At 65.2% G+C, this 21685-nt stretch carries 25 protein-coding genes; 15 read left to right on the plus strand and 10 right to left on the minus strand.

Features of this window, described 5'->3' with window-relative positions:
* Position 1 precedes the first annotated feature (1 nt).
* The 5 genes from H0P51_RS14865 to lon are packed head-to-tail and all read right to left on the minus strand — an operon-like array spanning position 2 to position 4464.
* Entirely contained in the window at positions 2-727 is a 726-nt protein-coding gene (locus tag H0P51_RS14865) for a DUF72 domain-containing protein (RefSeq protein WP_180913585.1), read from the minus strand.
* Positions 728-732: 5 nt separating this feature from the next.
* Positions 733-1368, minus strand: a complete 636-nt coding sequence (locus tag H0P51_RS14870; RefSeq protein WP_180913586.1) for an endonuclease — start codon at positions 1366-1368, stop codon at positions 733-735.
* 39 nt (positions 1369-1407) lie between these two features.
* On the minus strand, positions 1408-1740 hold the full coding sequence (locus tag H0P51_RS14875; protein WP_180913587.1) for a TfoX/Sxy family protein: 333 nt from the start codon (positions 1738-1740) through the stop codon (positions 1408-1410).
* Positions 1740-2123: a nitroreductase family deazaflavin-dependent oxidoreductase gene (locus H0P51_RS14880; RefSeq protein WP_180913588.1), complete on the minus strand. Its 384-nt coding sequence runs from the start codon at positions 2121-2123 to the stop codon at positions 1740-1742. The genes H0P51_RS14875 and H0P51_RS14880 overlap by 1 nt, the downstream gene beginning before the upstream one ends.
* 19 nt (positions 2124-2142) lie before the next feature.
* Entirely contained in the window at positions 2143-4464 is a 2322-nt protein-coding gene (lon, locus tag H0P51_RS14885; protein WP_180913589.1) for an endopeptidase La, read from the minus strand.
* Between the two features lie 182 nt (positions 4465-4646).
* Between lon and H0P51_RS14890 the strand changes: the two genes are divergently transcribed.
* On the plus strand, positions 4647-4877 hold the full coding sequence (locus tag H0P51_RS14890) for a hypothetical protein (protein ID WP_213016695.1): 231 nt from the start codon (positions 4647-4649) through the stop codon (positions 4875-4877).
* Here the strand turns inward: H0P51_RS14890 and H0P51_RS14895 are convergent.
* Entirely contained in the window at positions 4874-6106 is a 1233-nt protein-coding gene (locus tag H0P51_RS14895; protein WP_180913591.1) for an alpha-hydroxy acid oxidase, read from the minus strand. The two genes, H0P51_RS14890 and H0P51_RS14895, sit on opposite strands and share 4 nt — an antisense overlap.
* A 33-nt stretch (positions 6107-6139) precedes the next feature.
* Between H0P51_RS14895 and H0P51_RS14900 the strand changes: the two genes are divergently transcribed.
* Positions 6140-6577 (plus strand): DUF1810 domain-containing protein, encoded by a 438-nt coding sequence (locus tag H0P51_RS14900; RefSeq protein ID WP_180913592.1) that lies wholly within the window; start codon positions 6140-6142, stop codon positions 6575-6577.
* On the opposite strand, the gene H0P51_RS14905 is transcribed toward H0P51_RS14900, so the two are convergent.
* Genes H0P51_RS14905 through H0P51_RS14915 form a run of 3 tightly spaced genes read right to left on the minus strand, consistent with a single transcriptional unit; the run spans position 6570 to position 9003 of the window.
* Entirely contained in the window at positions 6570-7844 is a 1275-nt protein-coding gene (locus H0P51_RS14905) for an alpha-amylase family protein (protein ID WP_180913593.1), read from the minus strand. The genes H0P51_RS14900 and H0P51_RS14905 overlap by 8 nt on opposite strands.
* 16 nt (positions 7845-7860) lie before the next feature.
* The gene (locus H0P51_RS14910; RefSeq protein ID WP_180913594.1) at positions 7861-8397 is read right to left on the minus strand and encodes an alkyl hydroperoxide reductase; all 537 of its coding nucleotides are present in this window, start codon (positions 8395-8397) and stop codon (positions 7861-7863) included.
* Positions 8398-8415: 18 nt separating this feature from the next.
* Positions 8416-9003, minus strand: coding sequence for a peroxiredoxin (locus H0P51_RS14915; RefSeq protein ID WP_180913595.1), 588 nt, complete (start codon positions 9001-9003; stop codon positions 8416-8418).
* 104 nt (positions 9004-9107) lie between these two features.
* On the opposite strand from H0P51_RS14915, the gene H0P51_RS14920 reads away from it, so the two are divergent.
* The 4 genes from H0P51_RS14920 to H0P51_RS14935 are packed head-to-tail and all read left to right on the plus strand — an operon-like array spanning position 9108 to position 12006.
* Entirely contained in the window at positions 9108-10064 is a 957-nt protein-coding gene (locus tag H0P51_RS14920; protein ID WP_180913596.1) for a hydrogen peroxide-inducible genes activator, read from the plus strand.
* 11 nt (positions 10065-10075) lie between these two features.
* Complete coding sequence (locus H0P51_RS14925) at positions 10076-10777, plus strand: EthD domain-containing protein (RefSeq protein WP_180913597.1); 702 nt, start codon at positions 10076-10078, stop codon at positions 10775-10777.
* 19 nt (positions 10778-10796) lie between these two features.
* Positions 10797-11237 carry a TIGR03618 family F420-dependent PPOX class oxidoreductase gene (locus H0P51_RS14930; RefSeq protein ID WP_180913598.1) on the plus strand — a complete coding sequence of 147 codons (441 nt, stop codon included), beginning with the start codon at positions 10797-10799 and terminating at the stop codon, positions 11235-11237.
* A 10-nt stretch (positions 11238-11247) separates the two neighbouring features.
* On the plus strand, positions 11248-12006 hold the full coding sequence (locus tag H0P51_RS14935) for an enoyl-CoA hydratase/isomerase family protein (protein WP_180913599.1): 759 nt from the start codon (positions 11248-11250) through the stop codon (positions 12004-12006).
* On the opposite strand, the gene H0P51_RS14940 is transcribed toward H0P51_RS14935, so the two are convergent.
* Positions 12003-12191: a (2Fe-2S)-binding protein gene (locus tag H0P51_RS14940; RefSeq protein WP_180918986.1), complete on the minus strand. Its 189-nt coding sequence runs from the start codon at positions 12189-12191 to the stop codon at positions 12003-12005. The genes H0P51_RS14935 and H0P51_RS14940 overlap by 4 nt on opposite strands.
* Before the next feature lie 317 nt (positions 12192-12508).
* Between H0P51_RS14940 and bfr the strand changes: the two genes are divergently transcribed.
* The 9 genes from bfr (at position 12509) to H0P51_RS14985 (ending at position 21685) form a co-directional block, all read left to right on the plus strand.
* Entirely contained in the window at positions 12509-12988 is a 480-nt protein-coding gene (gene bfr, locus H0P51_RS14945; protein ID WP_180913600.1) for a bacterioferritin, read from the plus strand.
* A 44-nt stretch (positions 12989-13032) separates the two neighbouring features.
* Complete coding sequence (locus H0P51_RS14950; protein ID WP_180913601.1) at positions 13033-15099, plus strand: MDR family MFS transporter; 2067 nt, start codon at positions 13033-13035, stop codon at positions 15097-15099.
* A gap of 31 nt (positions 15100-15130) precedes the next feature.
* On the plus strand, positions 15131-15625 hold the full coding sequence (locus H0P51_RS14955) for a carboxymuconolactone decarboxylase family protein (RefSeq protein ID WP_180913602.1): 495 nt from the start codon (positions 15131-15133) through the stop codon (positions 15623-15625).
* Between the two features lie 19 nt (positions 15626-15644).
* Entirely contained in the window at positions 15645-16997 is a 1353-nt protein-coding gene (locus H0P51_RS14960) for a type I glutamate--ammonia ligase (protein ID WP_180913603.1), read from the plus strand.
* Positions 16998-17005: 8 nt separating this feature from the next.
* On the plus strand, positions 17006-18160 hold the full coding sequence (locus H0P51_RS14965) for an amidohydrolase family protein (RefSeq protein WP_180913604.1): 1155 nt from the start codon (positions 17006-17008) through the stop codon (positions 18158-18160).
* Between the two features lie 163 nt (positions 18161-18323).
* Positions 18324-18641 (plus strand): hypothetical protein, encoded by a 318-nt coding sequence (locus H0P51_RS14970; protein ID WP_180913605.1) that lies wholly within the window; start codon positions 18324-18326, stop codon positions 18639-18641.
* A gap of 282 nt (positions 18642-18923) precedes the next feature.
* Positions 18924-19595: a TetR/AcrR family transcriptional regulator gene (locus H0P51_RS14975; RefSeq protein WP_180913606.1), complete on the plus strand. Its 672-nt coding sequence runs from the start codon at positions 18924-18926 to the stop codon at positions 19593-19595.
* 502 nt (positions 19596-20097) lie between these two features.
* Positions 20098-20811: an MlaE family ABC transporter permease gene (locus H0P51_RS14980; RefSeq protein ID WP_425489052.1), complete on the plus strand. Its 714-nt coding sequence runs from the start codon at positions 20098-20100 to the stop codon at positions 20809-20811.
* Between the two features lies 1 nt (position 20812).
* Entirely contained in the window at positions 20813-21685 is an 873-nt protein-coding gene (locus H0P51_RS14985; protein WP_180913608.1) for an MlaE family ABC transporter permease, read from the plus strand.

The following is a 21685-nucleotide window of genomic DNA, read 5'->3' on the forward strand; positions in this document are numbered from 1 at the left end:
GTTAGCCCAGAATCTCGCGCAGCGACAGCGCATTTCGCACCGCATGACCGCCTAGGTCGTTGTTGAAGTAGATCCACACATCCCGGCCCTCACCGTCCCACACGGTGATGCGTTCAGCCCAGTCGCGCAACTCGGCGTCGCTGTAACAGGCGGTGTACATTGTGGCGGCTTCGGGACCGTGCAGCCGGACGTAGACCAGGTCGGTGGTGGCCCGCGGCAGGCATGCCAGACCCGCACCGCTCATCACGACGTAGCCGGCTCGGTGCTGTTCTAGCAACGCGAACACATTCGGGTCGTTCCAGGTGGGGTGGCGGAGTTCGACAGCCACCCTGATAACGGGCGGCACGCCGGCGAGGAACCCCGCCAGGCGTTCGTCGTCGCGCTGTTGCTCAGGATGCAGTTGGACCAGCAGCACACCGCGACGATCGCCCAGGATTTGCCAACAGCGCACGAACCGCTCGATCCATGGTTCGGGAGCGGACAGCCGACGGTAGTGGGAAAGACCGCGGTGCGCCTTGACCGACATCGCGAATCCGCTCGGCAATTGATCCCGCCAGCCGGCGAAGGTCGAATCCCTGGGCCAGCGATAGAAACTCGCGTTCAACTCGACGGTGTCGAACACTTCGGCGTAGTGGCACAGCCGGCGGGCACTGGGCAATCCCGGCGGATACAACACAGCGGTCCAGTGGTCGTAGGACCACCCGGAGGTACCTATCCGCACTGTCATCGGACTCAGTCCAGCACCCGCCCACGCAGGTCGTCGTCCAGCGATACTCGCACCAGCGCTGCCGCCAGTCGTGCGCAGCTGCGCGGCGCGAATCCGGCGAGCTCGGCGGGGTCGGACGGCAGCCGCAGCGCCTTGGCCCCAGCCGTGGCACGCTCGTCGAAGTACGGCCGCACCCACGTCCACACGTCTTGGACCTCACGCAGGAATATGTCCGCACCAGTGCTGCCGATCCCCTTGAAGCCCTGGATAATTCGAGTGGCTTCGGCGACATCGTGATTACTGCTGCGAGCTAGCTCCCGCAGGTCGCCGGAGAATTCGTCGCGGACCCGGGTCGCCATGACGGTGAGCCGGGTCGCCGAACTTTCGTCGTACCGCACGTAATGGGCGCGCCCGAACGCGTCGATCACGGTGCGCCGATCGGATGCGAGTACGGCCTTGGGCGTACGCAGGCCGGATTTGAACAGCTCTCGCGTGGCACGCATGGCGGTCCCGGCGTCGATCGGTTTACTGGCCAGCATGCACAGCACCAGCAGCTGAAACAGCGGCATCGGCTTGTCGGCGATCCGGATTCCCGCCTCAGCGGCGTAGGTGGTGCCGGCCATATTGAGCAGGCGGCGCACTCGGCGTTCGGGCGTGTTCATACGGCGCGGCGTACCCGGCACACCGCCTGGCAAACGCGATCACTTAGGCGGCAAAGCACCCGCATAGTCGGCGCCGCGGTCGACCCAGCTCTGCAGTTGACGTTTTGTTTTCACACCGTCGGCGGCGACGCGCAGCCAACCGCGAGTTTGCCTGCCAGCCATCACCATCGGGCTGACGTGCGCACGTTCGAGCAGCCGATCGGTGTCCTCCCGCGGCACCCGCACCATCAGCCCACCCTGCCCGCTGGCACAGACCGCCAGGTGCCCACCAATCAGAAACGCGAGACCGCCGAACATCTGCTTCTCGTCCACGTCGGGGCGCCGCGCCAACAGTTCGCGGATCCGGTTGGCCAGGTCTTCGTCGTAGGCCATCAGTCCAGGTCGACTCGAATGGTGAGCATGTCGCTGGCCATCACGCGCACCACCGAGCTGTTGAGTCTCGGCAGTTTGCGCAGCCGCGCCTGTACGTCATCGTCGGGCAGCAGGTGAGCGGTTCCGTTACGCCACTGCCCACGAATGCGCACCCGAACGGCCGGGTTCGCTTTGATGTTGCGAACGTAGTCGGAGTGCTCGCCGTGTTCGGAGACCATCCAGAACTGGTTGTCGATCTCTTTGCCGCCGACTGCGGTGTGGCGCGGCTGCCCCGACTTACGGCCCGTCGTTTCCAGCATGGTGACCGGCAGTTTGCGACCGAGCGGATTGACCACGAACCGTTGCACGCGATGCACGAACTGCCGTTTCAGATCCTGAGCCATGCCCGCGATTCTGCCAGGATCAGGCAGCGGAGGCCGCGCTCACCTCGAATTCCAGGGCTTGCGCGACAATTTCGGCCACGTCCGTCATCGGCAGCACGGTCAGTGACGCGAGAACTTCCGCGGGCACGTCGTCCAGATCCGGCTCGTTGCGGGCCGGAATGAAAACCGTTGACAGGCCGGCACGTTGCGCCGCCAACAGCTTCTGCTTGACGCCACCGATCGGCAGCACGCGACCGTTCAACGTAACCTCACCGGTCATGCCCACGTCGGAGCGGACCTGCCGCCCCGTCGCCATTGAGACCAGCGCCGTCACCATCGTCACCCCCGCGGACGGGCCGTCTTTGGGCACCGCGCCGGCGGGCACGTGGACGTGGATACGCCGGTCCAGGGCCTTGGGGTCAAGGCCGAGCGCGTCGGCGTGCGAGCGGACGTAGGAAAGCGCGATCTGAGCGGATTCCTTCATCACGTCGCCGAGTTGGCCGGTGAGCTGCAAACCGGCCTCACCCTCGGTAGAACCTGCCTCGATGTAGAGCACGTCGCCACCCAGGCCGGTGACGGCCAGCCCGGTGGCCACACCCGGCACCGCGGTGCGTTCGGCCGACTCCGGCGTGAAGCGCGGTCGGCCCAGGTAGCCGACCAGATCAGGCTCGTCGACCGTAACCGGCCCGGAATCGCTGGCGAGCTTGGTGGTGATCTTGCGCAGTGTCTTGGCCAGCAGCCGCTCGAACTGTCGCACCCCGGGCTCACGGGTGTAGTCGGCCGCGATCTTGCGCAGCGCGGTGTCGGTGACGGTGACCTCGTCGTCGGTCAGCGCCGCCCGGTCCCGCTGCCGAGGCAGCAGATAATCCCGCGCAATGGCGACCTTGTCGTCTTCGGTGTAGCCGTCGATCTGGACCAGCTCCATCCGGTCCAGGAGCGCCGACGGGATGTTCTCGATCACGTTGGCGGTGGCCAGGAACACCACGTCGGACAGGTCCAGATCCAGGTCCAGGTAGTGGTCGCGGAAGGTGTGGTTTTGGGCCGGGTCCAGGACTTCCAGCAGTGCAGCACTCGGATCGCCGCGATAGTCGGAACCGACCTTGTCGATTTCATCAAGCAGCACCACGGGATTCATCGTTCCCGCCTCACCAATGGCACGCACGATGCGGCCCGGCAGCGCACCGACGTAGGTACGCCGGTGCCCGCGGATCTCGGCCTCGTCGCGCACTCCGCCCAAGGCGACGCGCACGAACTTGCGGCCAAGCGCCCGGGCCACGCTCTCGCCCAGTGACGTCTTGCCGACGCCAGGCGGGCCGGCCAGCGCCATCACGGCACCCGACCCGCGGCCGCCGACCACCTGCAGACCGCGCTGCGCCCGGCGGGTGCGCACCGCGAGGTATTCCACGATGCGGTCTTTGACGTCGTCCAGTCCGTGGTGGTCGGCATCCAAGATTTGCCGCGCCGCCGCCAGGTCGGTGGAGTCCTCGGTCCGCACGTTCCACGGCAGGTCCAGCACGGTGTCCAGCCAGGTGCGGATCCAACCGCTCTCCGGGCTCTGGTCGCTGGCGCGTTCCAGCTTGGCGACCTCGCGCAGCGCGGCGTCACGCACCTTTTCCGGCAGGTCAGCCGCCTCCACCCGGGAGCGGTAGTCCTCCGACCCGTCCGGCTCACCCTCGCCGAGCTCTTTGCGGATGGCGGCCAGTTGCTGGCGTAACAGGAACTCCTTCTGCGTCTTCTCCATGCCGTCGCGCACATCCTCGGCGATCTTGTCGTTGACCTCGACCTCGGCCAGGTGCTCGCCCGTCCAGTCGATCAGGACGCGCAGCCGCTCTGCCACATCCACCGTTTCCAGTAACTGACGCTTCTGCACGTTGGACAGGTACGACGCGTAGCCCGATGTGTCGGCCAGCGCCGACGGGTCGGTCAGGCTGTTGACATAGTCGATGATCTGCCAGGCGTCACGCCGCTGCAGCATCGCCAGCAGCAATTTCTTGTACTCGGCGGCCAATCCCTTGACCTCGTCGGTCACCTCGGCGTCGGGGATCTCGGCCACCTCGACCCATAGCGCGGTGCCCGATCCCGTGACGCCGGCACCGATGTGCGCGCGCCGTTCGCCCCGCACCACGGCGGCGATCCCGCCGCCGCCGGGGATGCGCCCCACCTGCAGGATCTTTGCCACCACACCGTGTGTGGGGTAGCGGTCGTCCAACCGCGGTGCGATCAGTAGCTCCCGAGATTCACTGCCCTGAGCAGCGTCGACTGCGGTGCGTGCGGCGTCGTCGAGTGCGATCGGCACCACCATCCCGGGCAGCACGATCGGGTCCGTCACGAACAAAACCGGCACTGATTTGGCCTCAGCCATCAATTCCTCCCAAAGTTAAGTCTGCCCGACTCAACCCAGGCCCCGGGCAGTTTGTTCCCGGGCACCGCTCAATACCGCGACGCGCACATGAAAATTGTTAGGAAACGTTAGATGAACGAAAGTTGAACGTACACTGGACGGGCGCATCTACCGGAACACCGACAGCGAAGGGACGCCCGCACGTGATCACTAGGATGACCGTCGCCGTCATCGGTGTACTGAGTTCGTTCGCGCTCGGCGTGGTGCCAGCATCAGCCGAGCCCTCCGAGCCCCATCCCAACCCTTTCGGCGGTCTTGGCTGCGACTGCACGACCGTCCCCAGTGGAAAGCGGCCCGGCCTGACCACAGAATTCGATCGCGGAATCGGGTCGGGCCTGGCGGCCAGCCGCGTCAACCAGGGTCAGCAGCACTAGAGGGGCCCCAGCCGCCGCAGTTGGGTCACGTGTTTGGGCGATAGCTCCTCGAGGCAGGTCACGCCCAACAACGCCATAGTCCGGTATATGCCGCTTTCCAGGATCTCGATGGCGCGGGTAACGCCCGCTTCGCCGCCGGCCATCAACCCATATAGGTAAGCCCGCCCGATCAGCGTGCAGCGCGCGCCGAGCGCGACTGCCGCCACGATGTCGGCGCCGGACATGATGCCGGTATCCACCAGGATTTCGGTGTCCTTGCCCAATTCCCGTGCCACCGACGGCAGCAAATGGAACGGAACCGGCGCTCGATCGAGTTGGCGGCCACCGTGATTGGACAACACGATCCCGTCGACACCACGGTCGACCACCGCGCGCGCGTCCTCGACGGTCTGAATGCCCTTGACGACGAACTTGCCCGGCCACTGTTGCTTGATCCAGGTCAAGTCGTCGAAGGTGACGCTGGCGTCGAACATGGTGTTGAGGTATTCGCCCACTGTGCCCGGCCAACGGTCCAGCGATGCAAAGGCCAACGGCTCGGTGGTCAACAGGTCGAGCCACCAGTGCGGATGCGGTATCGCGTCGAGAACCGTACGCAGAGTCAGCGCCGGCGGGATGGCCATACCATTGCGCAGGTCGCGAAAGCGAGCTCCCGACACCGGGACGTCGACGGTGACCAGGATGGTGTCGAATCCGGCGTCGGCTGCGCGCCGCACCAACTGCATCGAGCGTTCGCGGTCCTTCCACATGTATAGCTGAAACCACTTGCGAGCCTGCGGGACAGCGCTCGCCACGTCTTCGATGGAAGCGGTGGCCAGGGTGGACATGGAGAACGGGATGCCCGCGGCGGCCGCGGCCCTTGCTCCGGCGATCTCGCCTTCGGTGTGCATCAGGCGGGTGAAACCGGTCGGCGCGATGCCGAACGGCAACACCACCGGCTGGCCCAGCACATCCCATCCGGCGGTCACCGCGCTGACATCGCGCAGGATCGTCGGATGAAACTCGATGTCGCGGAAGGCTTGACGGGCACGTGCGATGGACAGCTCGTCCTCGGCGGCGCCGTCGGTGTAGTCGAACGCTGCCTTAGGAGTGCGCCTCTTGGCGATTCGCCGCAGGTCCTCGATGGTCAACGCGGCATCCAGGCGGCGTTTGGTGCGGTTGAACTCAGGCCGTTTGAACTGCAGCAGGGGCGCCAGGTCGCGGACTCTGGGCACCCGTCGTTGGACCGCCATCAGCTCATCTAAGCAGTGTGCGACGGTGGTGTGATGGACTCCGCAACCGACCCCTACAACTTAAAGCGGTTCGTAGACGCGCAGGACCGGGTCTATGCCAACGTGACCGCCGAACTGCGCGCCGGACGGAAACGCAGTCACTGGATGTGGTTCGTGTTCCCCCAGTTACGCGGGCTGGGCCGCAGCCCGACCGCCGAGCGGTACGGCATCGCCTCGCTTCAGGAGGCCAGTGCCTATCTGGCACACCCCGTGCTGGGACCGCGGCTGCACGAGTGCGTAGCGCTGGTCAATGAGGTCCAGGGACGCTCGGCCGGGCAGATCTTCGGCTCGCCCGACGATCTCAAGCTGCGGTCGTCGATGACCCTGTTCGCACAGGCCGATGATGCCAATCAAGACTTCGTAGCGTTGCTGGACAAATACTTCAACGGAGATCAGGACCAGCTGACGCTGCAGCGGCTGAAGGTCAGTTAGGTTGCAGGATCCGCCAACCGTGGCCTTCGATCGTCACCTCGCCGACCACCTGTTCGGCGGGTGCCGTCGATCCGGCGATCAACCGCGCCTGCGGCATGCCGAGGTCCGGCAGGGTCAAGTGCAGCGCACGGTCATCGATGTTGAGTGCAACCAGTAGCGAGTCGTCACCGCGCTGGACGCGGTACACGTAGTGCCGGTTGTCCAGTCGTAGCGCGCTGGTGCTCGCCGAGTGCAGCCAGGGGTGGCGGCGGCGCAGCCCGATCAGGTATCGGTGCAGCTCCCAGGCCTGGGCGCCGGATTCGTCGAGTTGAATAGGGGGAGTGCCGAACTCGGGTCGTACGGCGTCGTCGCCGCCGAAGCGCTCCTCTTTGACGCCACGGAAGCCGAACTCGTCGCCGGCGTAGATGCTGGGGATACCGCCCACTGTCAGCAGGATCACCAGTGCGTGCGGCAGGTGTTCGGGACGTTGCAGCCTGCTCGCGATCCGGGTGACGTCGTGGTTGCCGATGAACGTCAGCGGCGCGAACGTCTCCTGGAAGGTGTTGTGGCGTGCCAGCGCGTGGTCCAGCTCGAAGAAGTTGCCGTCGTTGAGACTGCTCCAGATGGCCTTCCACAATTCGTACTGGGTGGCCGAGTCGAATCGCGCCGCCTTGACCACCGCGGCGTAGTCGCCGTGGATGAGCTCGCCGACAAACCAGGCGTCGGCGAAGCTGGCCCGGACCCTGGGCAGCACATCGGCCCAGAACCGTTGCGGCACTGTGTAAGCCGCGTCCAGGCGCCATCCGTCGGCGCCCCGCCCTAGCCAATGCTTCATGACATCGACTACGTAGTCGGCGACCTCGGGGTGGTCATGGTTGAGACCGATCAGACCCTCATGACCCTCGAAGGTGTCGCCGCTGAACCAGTCCCGCGACGCGGGATCCCGGTAGCGGGGAAAGTCGACACCGACGTGGTTGAATACGCCGTCGAGCAGCACCCGCAAACCCCGGCGGTGCGCCTCGCCGACGAGATGGTCGAAGTCGGCGTCGTCACCGAGGCGCGGGTCGATTCGGAGGTGATCGGTGGTGTCGTAACCGTGTGTGCGCGAGGCGAATATCGGGCCCAGTGCCATACCTGAGGCGCCCAGTTCGATGGCGTGGTCCAGCCAGCCGGCCAGCCGCCGAAGCCGGTGTTGATCCGGGTCCGGCGGCCGGCTGGCGGGAAACGCGCCGACGAAGCCGAGCGGGTAGACCTGCCACCAGATCGCGTGCTCGGTCCAGGATGGCATGTCTACGACACTACGGTCAGCCGACCGCCGCCAGGGTCTCCGCGGCCACGATCGCCTGCGCAACACCGGCGACGATCGCCGCCACCTTCAGCGCCTCCAGCACCTCTTCGCGGCTCACTCCCACCTCCCGCAGGGTGTGCTCGTGGGCAACCACGCAGTGCGAGCAGCCGTTGATCGAGGACACTGCGAACGACCACAGCTCGAAATTCGCCTTGGCTACGCCGGGGTTGCCAATGATGTTCATCCGCAGCCCCGGGCGCAGGTCGTCGTATTGCCCGTCGAGGAAACCGCGTCCCCGATAGAAGACGTTATTCATGCCCATGATCGAGGCAGCCCCCAAGGCGGCCTGATAGGCGTCCGCCGACAGGTTGTCCGCGGCCTCGGCGCCGATCTCCGCCAGTACCCGGGCATTTCGCGTCGCTGCGGCGCTGGCCAGCAGCGTGCCCCACAACCGCTCGTCGTCGAGCACCGTGCTGCGAGCGATCGAACCGAGGTTCAGTTTGAGGTCCTTGGCGTAGTCCGGCAGGGCCGCCTTGAGGTTCTCGATACTCATCATGTCTCCGTTCGGGCGTCAGGCCGAGGCCTTCAGCAGTTCACCGGCGTCCAGCGTCGGGTCGCCCTTGCGCCAGTTGCAGGCACACAGTTCGTCGGACTGCAGTGCGTCGAGCACTCGCAGCACCTCGTCGACGTTGCGGCCGACGGAGCCGGCAGTCACCGAGACGAACTGGATCTCGTTGTTGGGATCGACGATGAACGTCACCCGGTCCGCGACCCCGTCGGCGTTCAGGGCGCCGGTGGCCGTGACGAGTTCCCGCTTGATGTCCGAGAGCATCGGGAACGGCAGCTTCTTGAGGTCGTCGTGCTGTGCGCGCCACTGGAAGTGAACGAACTCGCTGTCGACCGATACGCCGAGCACCTGGGCGTCGCGGTCGGCGAACTCGTCGTTCAGCTTGCCGAACGCCGCAATCTCGGTGGGGCACACGAACGTGAAGTCCTTGGGCCAGAAGAAGATCACACGCCACTTACCCGGGTGGTCGTCGCTGGTGACGGTGGTGAAGTAGTCGCCGGGCTGCTGCGCGTCGACCTTGGACAGGTCTCCGCCGATCAGCGCGGTCAGCTGGTAGGAGGGAAACTGGTCGCCGATGGTCAGCAGGGACATGAGAGCTCCTTATTTGGATTGAATCAAGATTAGGTCGGCCACTACCCATGTTGCCCAACGCGCGACCTGAAGTAAAGGTGATATATAGCACTATATTGATAGGTATGACCGATAAGAGTTTTCAGCCCACCCTGGCCGGAATGCGGGCCTTCGTCGCCATCGCGGAGCGACAGCATTTCGGCAGCGCGGCAACGCTTCTCGGGGTCAGTCAGTCGACATTGTCGCAGGGCCTGGCGGCATTGGAAGCAGGGCTGGACATCCGCCTGGTGGAGCGATCAACGCGACGCGTCACCGTCACTGCCGAGGGTGCACAACTGCTGCCGTACGCGCGTGCGGTGATCAACGCAGCGGACGCCTTCACCGGCGTTGCCACCGCCAGCTCGGATCCGCTGTGCGGCCGCTTGCGGTTGGGGTTGATCCCCACCGTCGCACCGTATGTACTCCCAACGATCCTGACCGGACTGTCGGGCGAGTTGCCGGAGTTGACGCTGCAGATAGTCGAGGACCAGACTGCCCGGTTGCTGCGACTGTTGGGAGATGCGGCGTTGGACGCGGCGCTGATCGCGCTACCCGCCCAGACCGCTGGCATCGCCGAGATCCCGATTTATGACGAAGATTTCGTGCTAGTGCTGCCACCCGGACACCGATTGTCAGGCAAGCGCAGGGTGCCGACGACCGTGCTGCCGGACCTGCCCCTGCTGCTGCTGGACGAGGGTCACTGCCTGCGCGATCAGACCCTCGATGTCTGCCGACAGGCCGGGGCGCGGGTACAACCGGCCGACACCCGGGCAGCATCGCTGGCCACCGCGGTGCAATGCGTGGCCGGGGGATTGGGTGTGACGCTGATCCCGCACACCGCTGTCGCGGTCGAAACGGCGCGCACCAAGTTGAGCCTGGCCCACTTCGCGGCGCCGCGCCCGGGCCGGCGGATCGGGCTGGTCTACCGCGCCACCAGCGGTCGCGAGGAGCCCTACCGCCGGCTGGCCGGGATCATCGGCACAATGATCGCCGACGAGCACCAGGTGCGCCTGGCCGTCGAGCGGCCTGCCGGGCGCTTGTAGGTTCGTCCGCTATGGAGAAGGTGATTGCGGTATTGCGCCGGGCCGAGGCCGACGACGAGTGGTGCGCCCGGCTACGGGGGCCGGTTGCCGACCAGCTGGCGGAGCTGGGCCTGCCCGGCATCACGGTGAATGTCCGGGACAGTGCGGTGCGGGAGTCGTTGATAACGCTGACGACGCTGGATCCACCCGTTGCCGCGGTGGTGAACCTGTGGACCCAGCAGTGCTACGGCCAACAGGTAGCCGACGCGCTCAGGTTGCTTGCCGGCGAATGCGAGCAGCTGGCCGCCTATCTGGTCACCGAATCGGTGCCGTTGCCTGGCCCGAAGTTCGAACCCGGCTTGCGCACAACCGGTTTGGCGAATATCGCGCTGCTGCGCCGGCCCGCCGGCGTGGACCAGGCGACCTGGCTGAACCGCTGGCAACTCGACCACACCCCGGTCGCCATCGAGACCCAGTCGACGTTCGGCTACACCCAGAACTGGGTGGTTCGCGCCCTCACCCCCGACGCGCCGGGAATCGACGCCATCGTCGAGGAGTTGTTCCCGGCGGAGGCGGTCACCGATCTGAAGGCGTTCTTCGGGGCGGCCGACGACGCTGACTTGCAGCAGCGGGTGGGCCGGATGGTGGCCAGCACCAGTGCATTCGGTGCCAACGAAAACATCGACACCGTGCCCACCAGCCGTTATGTGATCAAGACGCCGTTCGGGGATTGAGCGAGACAGGGAGGCCCCAGTGACCACAATCGAGGACGCGGCGGCGCTGGCTGCCCCCGAACACGGCCTGGCCGTGGTGTCCACCGTCCGCGCCGACGGCACCGTCCAGGCATCTCTGGTCAACGTCGGTCTCCTGTCACACCCGGCCAGCAAAACCCCAGTGCTGGGATTTACCACCTATGGCAAGGTCAAACTGGCCAACCTGCGGGTCCGCCCGCAGCTGGCGGTCACCTTCCGCAATGGGTGGCAGTGGGCGACCGTCGAGGGCCGGGCCGAACTCGTCGGTCCCGACGACCCGCCATCGTGGCTGAAAGAGGACCAGCTGCGGTTGCTGCTACGTGACGTGTTCACCGCCGCAGGCGGTACCCACGACGATTGGGACCAATACGACGCGACCATGGCCAAGGAGCGTCGAGCGGTGGTGCTGATCGAACCCACTCGCGTCTACAGCAACGGATAATGTCTTTCGCGTGACGCTGCTCATCGACGACGACAACCGGGTACGCACCCTCACTCTCAACCGGCCGGAGGCGTTGAACGCCTTCAACGAGGCCCTCTACGACGCCACTACGCAAGCGCTCTACGATGCCGCCGACGACCCCGAGGTGGCCGTCGTACTGCTGACCGGCGCAGGCCGCGGCTTCAGCGCCGGTACCGACCTGGCCGAGATGCAGGCCCGAATCACCGACCCGGACTTCCAGGAGGGCAAGTACGGCTTCCGCGGGCTCATAGAGGCGCTCGCCGCGTTTCCCAAGCCGTTTATCTGCGCGGTCAACGGAGTGGGGCTGGGCATCGGAACCACCATCCTGGGCTATGCCGACCTGGTTTTCATGTCGTCCTCCGCGCGGTTGAAGTGCCCCTTCACCAGCCTGGGCGTGGCACCCGAAGCAGCGTCGTCCTACCTGCTGCCGCTGCTGCTCGGTCGGCAGAACGCGGCCTGGCTGTTGATGTCGTCGGAATGGGTCGACGCGACCGAAGCGTTGCGGATGGGACTGGCCTGGCGAGTCTGCGAGCCACAGGACCTGCTGCCCGATGCCCGGCGGCACGCGAACATACTGGCCAGCCGCCCGATTCCGAGCCTGCTGGCGGTCAAACACACCATGATGGAGCCGCTGCGCGCCGAGATAGCGGCCGCGACAGCCCGGGAGAACGCGCACTTCGCGGAGTTGATGGGCGCACAGGCCAACGCCGCAGCCCTTGCCGATTTCAGCGGACGAAAGCGGGACTAACCGACCGCGGCGGCGGAATCGAGTTGGGCGGCGGCGGCAAGTATCGCGCGCAACGTCCGCCGGCAGCGCCCACAGTCAGCGCCTGCCCCGCACGCGGCAGCGATCTCCTTGGAAGTGGACGCACCCCGTGCGACAGCCTCGCAAACAGTCTGATTGGTGGCTCCGACGCACAGGCATACGTACATCAGCAAACACCCGCCACACAGACGCGCAGCCGCCCAGGTGGGGCCGGGAAGCCCGGCGACAATGCCGATATCAAGCGCCACATAATTAGTAGAGTCTAACCTAAGTCGATTAGTGGAGTCTAACCTAACTCACTGATACGCTGTCGAACATCATCGCGCCCGCCGGACACGCCGACGGCGCGATGAAGGCTGTCCTGACTCGCCAAAACTGCACTAGATTCATAAGCGGCACGCAAAGGTGCTGCTAGATCCCGCAGGCGCGCTCCAGCCCAGCCTGCCTGCGGTCTGACCCGACAGCCTTCACCGTAGGAGTGATCATGCAAAGTGATCCAGACGTTCTACGGCTGCTCAACGAGCAGTTGACCAGCGAACTGACTGCCATCAACCAGTACTTCCTGCACTCCAAGATGCAGGACAACTGGGGATTCACCGAACTCGCCGAGCACACCCGCGCGGAATCGTTCGACGAGATGCGGCACGCGGAGTCAATCACCGACCGCATTCTGCTGCTTGACGGCCTGCCGAACTATCAGCGCATCTTCTCGCTGCGCATCGGCCAGACGCTACGCGAGCAGTTCGAGGCCGACCTGGCAATCGAGTACGAGGTGCTGGCCCGGCTCAAGCCCGGCATCATCATGTGCCGCGAGAAGCAGGACAGCACCAGTGCCACCTTGCTGGAGAAGATCGTCGCCGACGAGGAGTCGCACATCGACTACCTCGAGACGCAACTCGAGCTGATGGACAAGCTAGGCGAGGAGCTCTACTCCGCACAGTGCGTCTCCCGTCCGCCGAGCTGACGCGGTCGTTGTAACCTTCCGAGCCGTAACATCGGAAGGCGACCATGACGACAACCGCAAGCGGCACGGCGACCTCTCCATCAATCGCCCCGGAAATAACACCGCAGCGGCGCAACTTCATCTTCCTTGCCGTCGTGCTGGGAATGCTGTTGGCGGCGCTGGACCAAACCATCGTCGCGACGGCATTGCCCACCATCGTCGCCGACCTGGGCGATGCGGGCCGCCAGTCGTGGGTGGTCACCAGCTACCTGCTGGCATCCACGATCGTCACCGCGCTCGTTGGCAAGCTCGGCGACCTGTTCGGCCGCAAGCGGGTGTTCGTCGTCGCGGTGCTGTTTTTCGTCGCTGGATCGGTGCTGTGTGGTCTGGCGTCCTCCATGACGATGCTGGTGGGATCGCGAGCCCTGCAGGGCATCGGCGGCGGCGCTATCACCGTCACCGCCAGCGCCCTCATCGGCGAGGTGGTCCCGTTGCGAGATCGTGGCCGCTACCAAGGGATTCTGGGCGCGGTGTTCGGGGTGACGACGGTGGTGGGCCCCCTGTTGGGCGGCTACTTCACCGACTACTTGACCTGGCGGTGGGCCTTCTGGATAAATTTGCCGGTCTCGGTGGTGGTGATCTGCGTGGCGAGCGCGGCGATCCCGGCGCTGACCAGCACGGCCAAGCCGGTCGTGGATTACGCCGGGATCGCCTTCATCGGTCTCGGTGCGGCTGGCCTGACCCTGGCGACCAGTTGGGGTGGCACTGTCTACCCATGGGGTTCGGCGACCATCATCGGGCTGTTCGCCGCATCTGTGCTGGCCCTTGCGGTGTTCGTGTGGGTGGAACTCCATGTTGCACAACCGATTCTGCCGATCCGGCTATTCGCCAGTCCGGTCTTCACAGTCTGCTGCGTGCTGTCGTTCGTGGTGGGCTTCGCGATGCTGGGCGCCATGACGTTCCTGCCGACGTTCATGCAGTACGTCAACGGCGTCTCGGCGACCACCTCGGGCCTTCGTACACTCCCGATGGTGGTCGGCATGCTGATCACTTCCACCGGCAGCGGCACCCTGGTGGGCCGGACGGGCCGCTACAAGGTCTTCCCGGTCGCCGGCACCGCGCTGATGACGATCGCGTTCGTGCTGATGTCGCGCATGGACGGCTCGACGCCTGCGCTGTTGCAGTCGGTCTATCTGCTGACACTGGGCGCCGGGATCGGCCTGTCCATGCAGGTGTTGGTGCTCATCGTGCAGAACACCTCGAACTTCGAGGATCTCGGCGTGGCCACCTCCGGGGTGAGCTTCTTTCGCACTATCGGCAGCTCGTTCGGGGCGGCGGTGTTCGGCTCGTTATTCGTCAACTTCCTCCATGGCAGGCTCGGCCCGGCGCTGGCATCCAGCGGCGTCTCGGCCGAGGCTGCCAGCTCGCCGGGTGCCCTGCACCGCCAACCTCCCGCCGTGATCGCCCCAATTGTGCATGCCTATGCCGAGTCGCTGTCCCAGGTGTTCCTGTGCGCGGCACCGGTCGCAGCGGTGGGGTTCGTGTTGGCGTTGTTCCTGCGCGAAGTCCCGTTGCGCGACATCCACGCCAGCACCGTCGACCTCGGTGACGGCTTCGCGATGCCCACCACCGAAACCCCCGAACAGATGCTGGAGAACGCAATCTCCCGGGTACTGCGCGCGGAACCCGGCATGCGGCTGCGCAGCATCGCGATGCGGCCGGATTGTCGACTCGACGTCGCGGGACTGTGGGCAGTGTTGCGCGTCAACCGCTACCAGCAGTTCTTCGGCGCGGCCCGGCTCACAGACATGGGCGAACACCTGAATATTCCCTTCGAACTGCTCGAGCCGACCTTCGCGCGGCTGGCCGCCGCCGGCTACGTGGTTCGTGACGGCGACCGGGTCCGGCTCACTCCCGCCGGGGTGGCGCAGGTCGACTGGGTGTACTCGCTGCTGGTCGCCTGGCTCACCGACAAACTTTCCCGCTCGGCCGGATTTGGCGCCCGACCGGACCACGAGGCCGTCCAGGCGGCGCTCGGACGTGTCGCATATCGCGTGATCGCCCAACGGGATTGGCACGAAGAGACGCCCACCCTCGCGATGTCTGCTGCAGGCGCCCGGGCCGAGGGCTAACGGTCGACGGGCGCGAGCGTACGATCTCGCCATGAGCCGAATCGGAACTTTCGCCGACGACGACATAGCCGGCTGGGTCCTCAAATCTCCTGAACTCGGTAGCGCGATGGCCAATTTGAGCCACGCGGTCTACACCAGCAATCGGCTGCCGTTGCGCACCCGCGAAATCGCGCGCGCGGTGATCGCCAATAACAACGAGTGCATCGTGTGCGTCAATACCCGCGATGCCGACGGCCCGGCGGCCGGTGTGGACGAAGATCTCTATGATCACGCCACGGAATGGCACACCTGGCCCGGCTACAGCGAGCAGGAGCGCCTGGCAGCCGAATTCGCCCACCGTTTCTCCACCGACCACACCGCGCTGCGCGACGACGAGGATTTTTGGGACCGGGCTAAGGAACACTTCTCCGAGGAACTGCTGGCCGACCTCGCCCTCTCCTGCGCGCTGTGGGTGGGTATGGGACGGATGCTGCGGACCCTGGACATTGGTCAGGCGTGCAGGCTGACCTTGCCCAGTCGGGCCTGAGCCCGATCTGGCGGCTGGTGTGACGGCCACTCCGCTCGCCGCCGCGGCCATCGCTCAGCTCGAGGGCGAGGGCGTAGATACGGTCATCGGCACCGTGGTGAACCCCGCCGGCCTCACCCAGGCCAAAGCGGTTCCGATCCGACGCACCAACACTTTCGCCGATCCCGGATTAGGCGCGAGCCCGTCGTGGCATGCCTTCGCCATCGACCAGACCGGCATCGCTTTCACCGATGACGTCGGGGTGGTCGGTGATCAGCGGGTGCGCATCGACCTCTCCGGGCTGCGCCTGATTGGCGATGGCCTGGCCTGGGCGCCGGCCGGCTTCTTCGAGCAGGACGGCACCCCCGTTTCGGTGTGCGGACGCGGGACACTGCTGCGCGTCGAAGCCGCCCTTGCCGAGGCCGGTATCGAGGCCGCGGTGGGTCACGAAGTCGAATTTCTCTTGGTCGATCCCAACGGCGGGCGACTGCCCGCAGCAGTATGGGCCCAATACGGCCTGGCCGGCATTCTCGAACACGAGGGATTCGTCCGCGATGTCACCGCCGGAGCCACCCTCGCCGGTGTGGCGATCGAGCAGTTCCATCCCGAGTACGGGCCGAACCAGTTTGAAATCTCGTTGGCCCCGCAATCGCCGGTGGCCGCCGCCGACCAGTTGGTGCTGTTGCGTATCGTCGTCGGACGCGCCGCCCGTCGGCATGGGCTGCGGGTCAGCCTGTCACCCGCGCCCTTTGCCGACAGTGCTGGATCTGGTGCACATCAACACTTTTCGTTGCATACACCAGAAGGCCCGGCATTCTCCGGCGGCACCGGTCCCGGCGGCATGACCGCCACCGGGCAGGCGGCGGTGGCCGGCGTGCTGCGGGGCCTACCGCAGGCGCAGGCCATCCTGTGCGGATCAATCGTGTCAGGACTACGGATGCGGCCCGGCAACTGGGCCGGTGCCTACGCCTGCTGGGGAATCGAGAACCGCGAAGCCGCTGTGCGTTTCGTGGTCGCCGGGCCCGCGAACCCGCAGGGCGGCAACGTCGAGGTGAAGATCGTCGACCCGTCGGCCAACCCGTATCTGGCCTCCGCGGCAGTCCTCGGGCTGGCACTCGATGGCATCGAGACCGACGCCGCGTTGCCGCTGGAGACAACCGTCGACCCAGCGAAGCTGTCCGAATCGGACCGGGCCAGCGCCGGCATCCAGCTGCTGCCTCAAGCTCAACTAGCAGCTCTTGCAGCCCTGGATGGTTCGGAATTGCTCCGGAGAATTCTGGGCGATCAGGTAGTGAATATGGTGCTCGCAGTCCGCCGCATGGAATATGACCGGTACGGCAACCTTGCCGCCGAGCAGTTGGCAGATAAGTTCCGAATGGCGTGGAGCCTGTGAATACCGACTTGAGCACAACGGAATCCGACTTGGCGCAACATATTCGCTACGTGGCGCTGATAGACCAGCACGTACACGGGTGCTGGCTGACACCGGGGGACCGGAGGCGTTTCGAGAACGCACTCAACGAAGCCAACACCGAACCGCTGGCCGACTTCGACTCCGGATTCGACACCCAACTGGGCTTTGCCGTGCGCAACCATTGCGCTCCGATCCTCGGATTGCCTAAACATGTTGGACCACAACGTTATTGGGAAGCGCGCAGCCGACTCACCGAGATCGAATTGGCCCGACTGTTCCTGCCTGCCGCCGGGGTGAGCAACTGGCTAATGGACACCGGATTCGGCGACGAGGTCACCGGCGTTGAGCAATTGGCCCAACTCTCCGGTCGCCCCGGCTATGAAGTGGTCAGACTCGAACAGATCGCAGTCGAGGCAGCACGGGCCGCCGGCGATTACGCGTCGGCATTCGAGGAGATCCTGCGGCGGCGCGCGGCGAGGGCAGTGGGCACCAAATCCGTGCTGGCCTATCGGGGCGGGTTCGACAGGGATTTGAGCGAACCATCAACGGCCCAGGTCGCCGAGGCGGCGCAGCGGTGGCGCGACGAAGGCGCCACCCGCTTGACCGACCCGGTACTGCTGCGCTTCGGATTGCATCAGGGCCTGCGGATCGGCAAGCCACTGCAGCTGCATGTCGGCCTCGGCGACCGCGACTGCGACCTGGACAAGACCAACCCGCTGCTGCTGTTGGACTTCCTGCGCGAATCCGGCAGCGCCCCGATCGTGCTGCTGCATTGCTATCCGTACGAACGCGAGGCCGGATATCTGGCACAGGCTTTCAACAATGTCTATGTCGACGGCGGCTTGAGCGTGAACCACCTGGGCGCCCGCGCTCCGGCATTCCTCGCCCGATTGTTGGAACTGGCGCCGTTTCGCAAGATTCTGTATTCGTCAGATGGGTACGGTCCCGCCGAGCTGCATTTCCTGGGTGCCATGCTGTGGCGCAACGGGATTCACCGGGTGTTGGCCGGATTCGTGGCGGCCGGCGATTGGAGTGAAGCCGAGGCAATCAGGGTGGTGGATCTGATCGGCCATCTCAACGCGGCCCGCCTGTACCGGCTGGCCAGTGGCGACCCCCGGGGTCCGGTTACCGCGGGAGGATGAATCGGCGCGCCCAGCCCGTCGCCGAGCACCTTCGGCACCCATTGGAAGGGTCTTAATCCCCTGGTCAGTGGCTAAATTTCCGGGGTAGTCTCCAAAATGCCGCCAGGTCGGGAGTGTTGGCCGCCCGGGCCAGACGGAGCCAACCTCGCCAAGGAGTGCACAGATGTTAGAAAGCGTAACGGTCCGCAATAACGGGGTTTCACAGCAGCGCGAGCAGGATGCACGTTTGTTGAAGGAGTCGGGCGCACACAAGCTCATCGTCGCCGACCGCGATGGAAACTGCCTGGCGTTCGTCCTGGCCTGGGACCGCTTCGACTACGACCCCGAGACAGACACCTACGTCTGCGTGGTGGACTCCGACGGCAGAGAACTCATGAACATATACACCGCCGGGGAGATCAAGGCAGCACCCGGAACGAACATGTATGTCATCACCGCGCCCGAAGAACACCCCCGCCGCAAGCCGTTGCAGGCTCTCTAAAAGCAGCGCGAGGCACTCTGACTCCCTGAGTGCCTGCCCGTTCTGCAAGACTCCCGGAAGTCCCGGGTGGTTATAAGGCGCTTCGCCGGCGGCTACGTCGTGCCATGACGCAAATTCATGGGCCCTGGCCGATTTCGGGCGGGCAGCATAGTGGCGTCGACCGGCGGCGGTTCGCGACAACTAGAATCAACGATCGAGTCCGCGGGTGTCGGTTCAAGCCTTTCCCGCCACGCGCAGTTATGATAGACCGTTCGTACGGTTAGTCGACTCCAAAGGTTCCACATGCCCAGATCGCCCGGCCGACGCGGCGAGATTCTCGACGCGTTTGTCCGTTATGTGGCCGAACGCGGCTATGACAGAACGAATATCGGCGATATCGCCGACGAGCTCGGTATGTCCAAGGGCACCATCGTGCATCACTTTGGGACCAAGGCGCAGATGCTGCGGGAGTTGGAGGAAACCCACCTGGCCCGTCAGCTCGATGTGCTGCGGATGGCGTGGGATCGACTGAGCGCGCCTCACGAACGAATTGCGGCGATCATCTACACCTCCGCACTGCTGCAGGTGATCGCCCACCATTCCACGGTGGCGAGCCAGCGTGAAGTGGTCCAATTGTTCGATGATCCCGCGATGGAGCAGGTGCGAAAGCTGCGCGAGCAGCTGCAGTCGCTCACCGTTGACGAGATTCGTACCGGGGTGCAGGCCGGCGTATTCCGCGGCGTGGACGTCGAATTGGCCGCCCTGCAGTTGTGGGGGTCACTGGAGTGGATGTGGGTCTGGTTCGATCCCGCAGATTCGCGACCTCCCGAGCAGGTGGGGGCCGCGTTCGTCGATGTGTATCTCGGGGGACTGCTGCTCGACCGCCTAGGACTGAACAAGTGGGCGGATCCAGCAGCGGACGTCCTCTCGGTAGTGCGCGACTGCCTCACCGCGGTAATAGGCGCGCCGACCTGAAATCAGAGGCGCCACAATGAGGTTCGGTCATTACTGCCATCCACGACTGAACTGACTCAGCGTACGGTAAATGCGCCCGCTTGCAGCCTTGCCGACTGGAGCCCGTCGATTGCCCGGCGCTAATGAAGCACCAGGCCAGATAATACAACCGGGGTAATGGCCGACGAGCAACGTCAATTTCACCACTGTCAAAACCGTCCATATAATTGACTGAACGTACGGTCTAATGCGATAGTTGCCCCGTGGCGCAAACACGAGCGGCAGAGAGCCGGCGGGCGCCGACAGCAACCGTCGGCCGCGAAGCCCGCATGGTTCACCTCGCGCTTAGCAACCCGGTTCCCGCGCGATCGCAGGCCATCGCCCGAACACCGAAATATGTTTTGAATCAATATGTTTCCGGTAGCCATCCGGGGGCACGCCGATGAGCGCCCCCAGCACCATCGTCGGCAGAGTAGGCGACAAGATCAGACCGGGCACGGAGGTAGCCGGCGGATTCTTCCGGATGTGCGTACTGACCGCCAAAGCCCTCAAGCAGCCGTTCGAATGGCGTGAATTCATCTGGACCGGCTGGTTTCTCATGCGGGTGTCGCTGTTGCCCACCATCGCGGTTTCCATCCCAGAAACCGTGCTGCTCATCTTCACACTCAACGTCCTGCTGGCCGAGTTCGGCGCCGCCGACGTCTCGGGTGCCGGTGCCGGCATCGGAGCGGTCACCCAGCTCGGCCCGATCGTGACGGTGCTGGTGGTGGCCGGAGCCGGCGGCACCGCCATCTGCGCCGACCTCGGAGCCCGAACCATCCGCGAAGAGATCGACGCGCTCGAAGTGCTCGGCATCGACCCGATCCACCGCCTGGTCGTCCCCCGCGTCGTCGCCTCCACCATGGTCGCGGTGCTGCTCAACGGCCTGGTGATCGCCGTGGGATTGGGCGGCGGCTACCTGTTCAGCGTCTACCTGCAAAACGTTTCGAGCGGCGCATACCTGTCCACGTTGACCGCGCTCACCGGCCTGCCCGAGGTAGTGATCGCCAACATCAAGGCCGCCAGCTTCGGCCTCATCGCCGGTTTGGTCGGTTGTTACCGCGGATTGATCGTCCGAGGCGGGTCCAAAGGCCTGGGCACTGCGGTCAACGAGACCGTGGTCCTGTGCTTCATCGCGCTGTTCGCCGTCAATGCGGCGCTGACCACCATCGGCGTCCGGTTCGGCACAGGACGCTGAGATGGCCGGTTCCACAGCAGTCGCCAACGCCCGCATTCGCTGGCCGCGAGCCAACTTAGCTCGGTACGGCGGCGCGCCTGCCCGGCTGCTACTCGAGATCGGCCAGTTGATCTGGTTTGCGGTCACCGCCATTGGGCAGATCCCGTTTGCCCTGCATCGCTACCGCAGAGAACTGGTGCGCATGGTCGCCCAGATGGGGATGGGCACCGGAGCGATGGCCGTGGCCGGTGGCACCGCCGCCATTGTCGGATTCATCACCCTGTCCGCAGGTTCGCTGGTCGCCATCCAGGGATTCGCGTCGCTGGGCAACATCGGTGTCGAGGCATTCACCGGCTTCCTCGCCGCGATGGTCAACGTGCGATTCGTGGCGCCAGTAGCCGCCGGACAGGCGTTGGCCGCCACCGTCGGAGCTGGCGCCACCGCCGAACTCGGCGCCATGCGCATCAGCGAGGAGATCGACGCGCTGGAAGTGATGAGTATCAGGTCGATCGCCTTCCTGGTGTCCACTCGGGTGGTGGCCGGCCTGATCGTCATCATCCCGCTCTACGGGCTGGCGATCACCCTGGCCTTCCTCTCCGCGCAGCTGACCACCGTGTTTCTCTACGGGCAGTCCGCGGGCACCTACAACCACTACTTCCACACCTTTCTGCGCCTTAACGACGTGGGCTGGTCCTTCGCGGAGGTCATCCTGGTTGCGGTGGTCGTGATGACGACCCATTCCTACTACGGCTATACCGCCCACGGCGGCCCGGTCGGCGTGGGCGAAGCGGTCGGCCGGTCGATGCGGCTGTCATTGATCACAATCGTCGTAGTCGTCGTCCTGACTGCCATGGCGGTGTACGGCAAGAACCCGAACTTCAACCTGACCGGATAG

This window comes from Mycobacterium vicinigordonae (assembly GCF_013466425.1).
GTDB lineage: Bacteria > Actinomycetota > Actinomycetes > Mycobacteriales > Mycobacteriaceae > Mycobacterium > Mycobacterium vicinigordonae.

What these genes read in the sequence shown, in the direction of transcription:
- H0P51_RS14865 (WP_180913585.1), bottom strand. Translation starts at nt 727, where the DNA reads ATGACAGTGCGGATAGGTACCTCCGGGTGGTCCTACGACCACTGGACC.
- H0P51_RS14870 (WP_180913586.1), bottom strand. Translation starts at nt 1,368, where the DNA reads ATGAACACGCCCGAACGCCGAGTGCGCCGCCTGCTCAATATGGCCGGC.
- H0P51_RS14875 (WP_180913587.1), bottom strand. Translation starts at nt 1,740, where the DNA reads ATGGCCTACGACGAAGACCTGGCCAACCGGATCCGCGAACTGTTGGCG.
- H0P51_RS14880 (WP_180913588.1), bottom strand. Translation starts at nt 2,123, where the DNA reads ATGGCTCAGGATCTGAAACGGCAGTTCGTGCATCGCGTGCAACGGTTC.
- lon (WP_180913589.1), bottom strand. Translation starts at nt 4,464, where the DNA reads ATGGCTGAGGCCAAATCAGTGCCGGTTTTGTTCGTGACGGACCCGATC.
- H0P51_RS14895 (WP_180913591.1), bottom strand. Translation starts at nt 6,106, where the DNA reads ATGGCGGTCCAACGACGGGTGCCCAGAGTCCGCGACCTGGCGCCCCTG.
- H0P51_RS14900 (WP_180913592.1), top strand. Translation starts at nt 6,140, where the DNA reads ATGGACTCCGCAACCGACCCCTACAACTTAAAGCGGTTCGTAGACGCG.
- H0P51_RS14905 (WP_180913593.1), bottom strand. Translation starts at nt 7,844, where the DNA reads ATGCCATCCTGGACCGAGCACGCGATCTGGTGGCAGGTCTACCCGCTC.
- H0P51_RS14910 (WP_180913594.1), bottom strand. Translation starts at nt 8,397, where the DNA reads ATGAGTATCGAGAACCTCAAGGCGGCCCTGCCGGACTACGCCAAGGAC.
- H0P51_RS14915 (WP_180913595.1), bottom strand. Translation starts at nt 9,003, where the DNA reads ATGTCCCTGCTGACCATCGGCGACCAGTTTCCCTCCTACCAGCTGACC.
- H0P51_RS14920 (WP_180913596.1), top strand. Translation starts at nt 9,108, where the DNA reads ATGACCGATAAGAGTTTTCAGCCCACCCTGGCCGGAATGCGGGCCTTC.
- H0P51_RS14925 (WP_180913597.1), top strand. Translation starts at nt 10,076, where the DNA reads ATGGAGAAGGTGATTGCGGTATTGCGCCGGGCCGAGGCCGACGACGAG.
- H0P51_RS14940 (WP_180918986.1), bottom strand. Translation starts at nt 12,191, where the DNA reads ATGTACGTATGCCTGTGCGTCGGAGCCACCAATCAGACTGTTTGCGAG.
- bfr (WP_180913600.1), top strand. Translation starts at nt 12,509, where the DNA reads ATGCAAAGTGATCCAGACGTTCTACGGCTGCTCAACGAGCAGTTGACC.
- H0P51_RS14950 (WP_180913601.1), top strand. Translation starts at nt 13,033, where the DNA reads ATGACGACAACCGCAAGCGGCACGGCGACCTCTCCATCAATCGCCCCG.
- H0P51_RS14955 (WP_180913602.1), top strand. Translation starts at nt 15,131, where the DNA reads ATGAGCCGAATCGGAACTTTCGCCGACGACGACATAGCCGGCTGGGTC.
- H0P51_RS14970 (WP_180913605.1), top strand. Translation starts at nt 18,324, where the DNA reads ATGTTAGAAAGCGTAACGGTCCGCAATAACGGGGTTTCACAGCAGCGC.
- H0P51_RS14975 (WP_180913606.1), top strand. Translation starts at nt 18,924, where the DNA reads ATGCCCAGATCGCCCGGCCGACGCGGCGAGATTCTCGACGCGTTTGTC.
- H0P51_RS14980 (WP_425489052.1), top strand. Translation starts at nt 20,098, where the DNA reads ATGTGCGTACTGACCGCCAAAGCCCTCAAGCAGCCGTTCGAATGGCGT.
- H0P51_RS14985 (WP_180913608.1), top strand. Translation starts at nt 20,813, where the DNA reads ATGGCCGGTTCCACAGCAGTCGCCAACGCCCGCATTCGCTGGCCGCGA.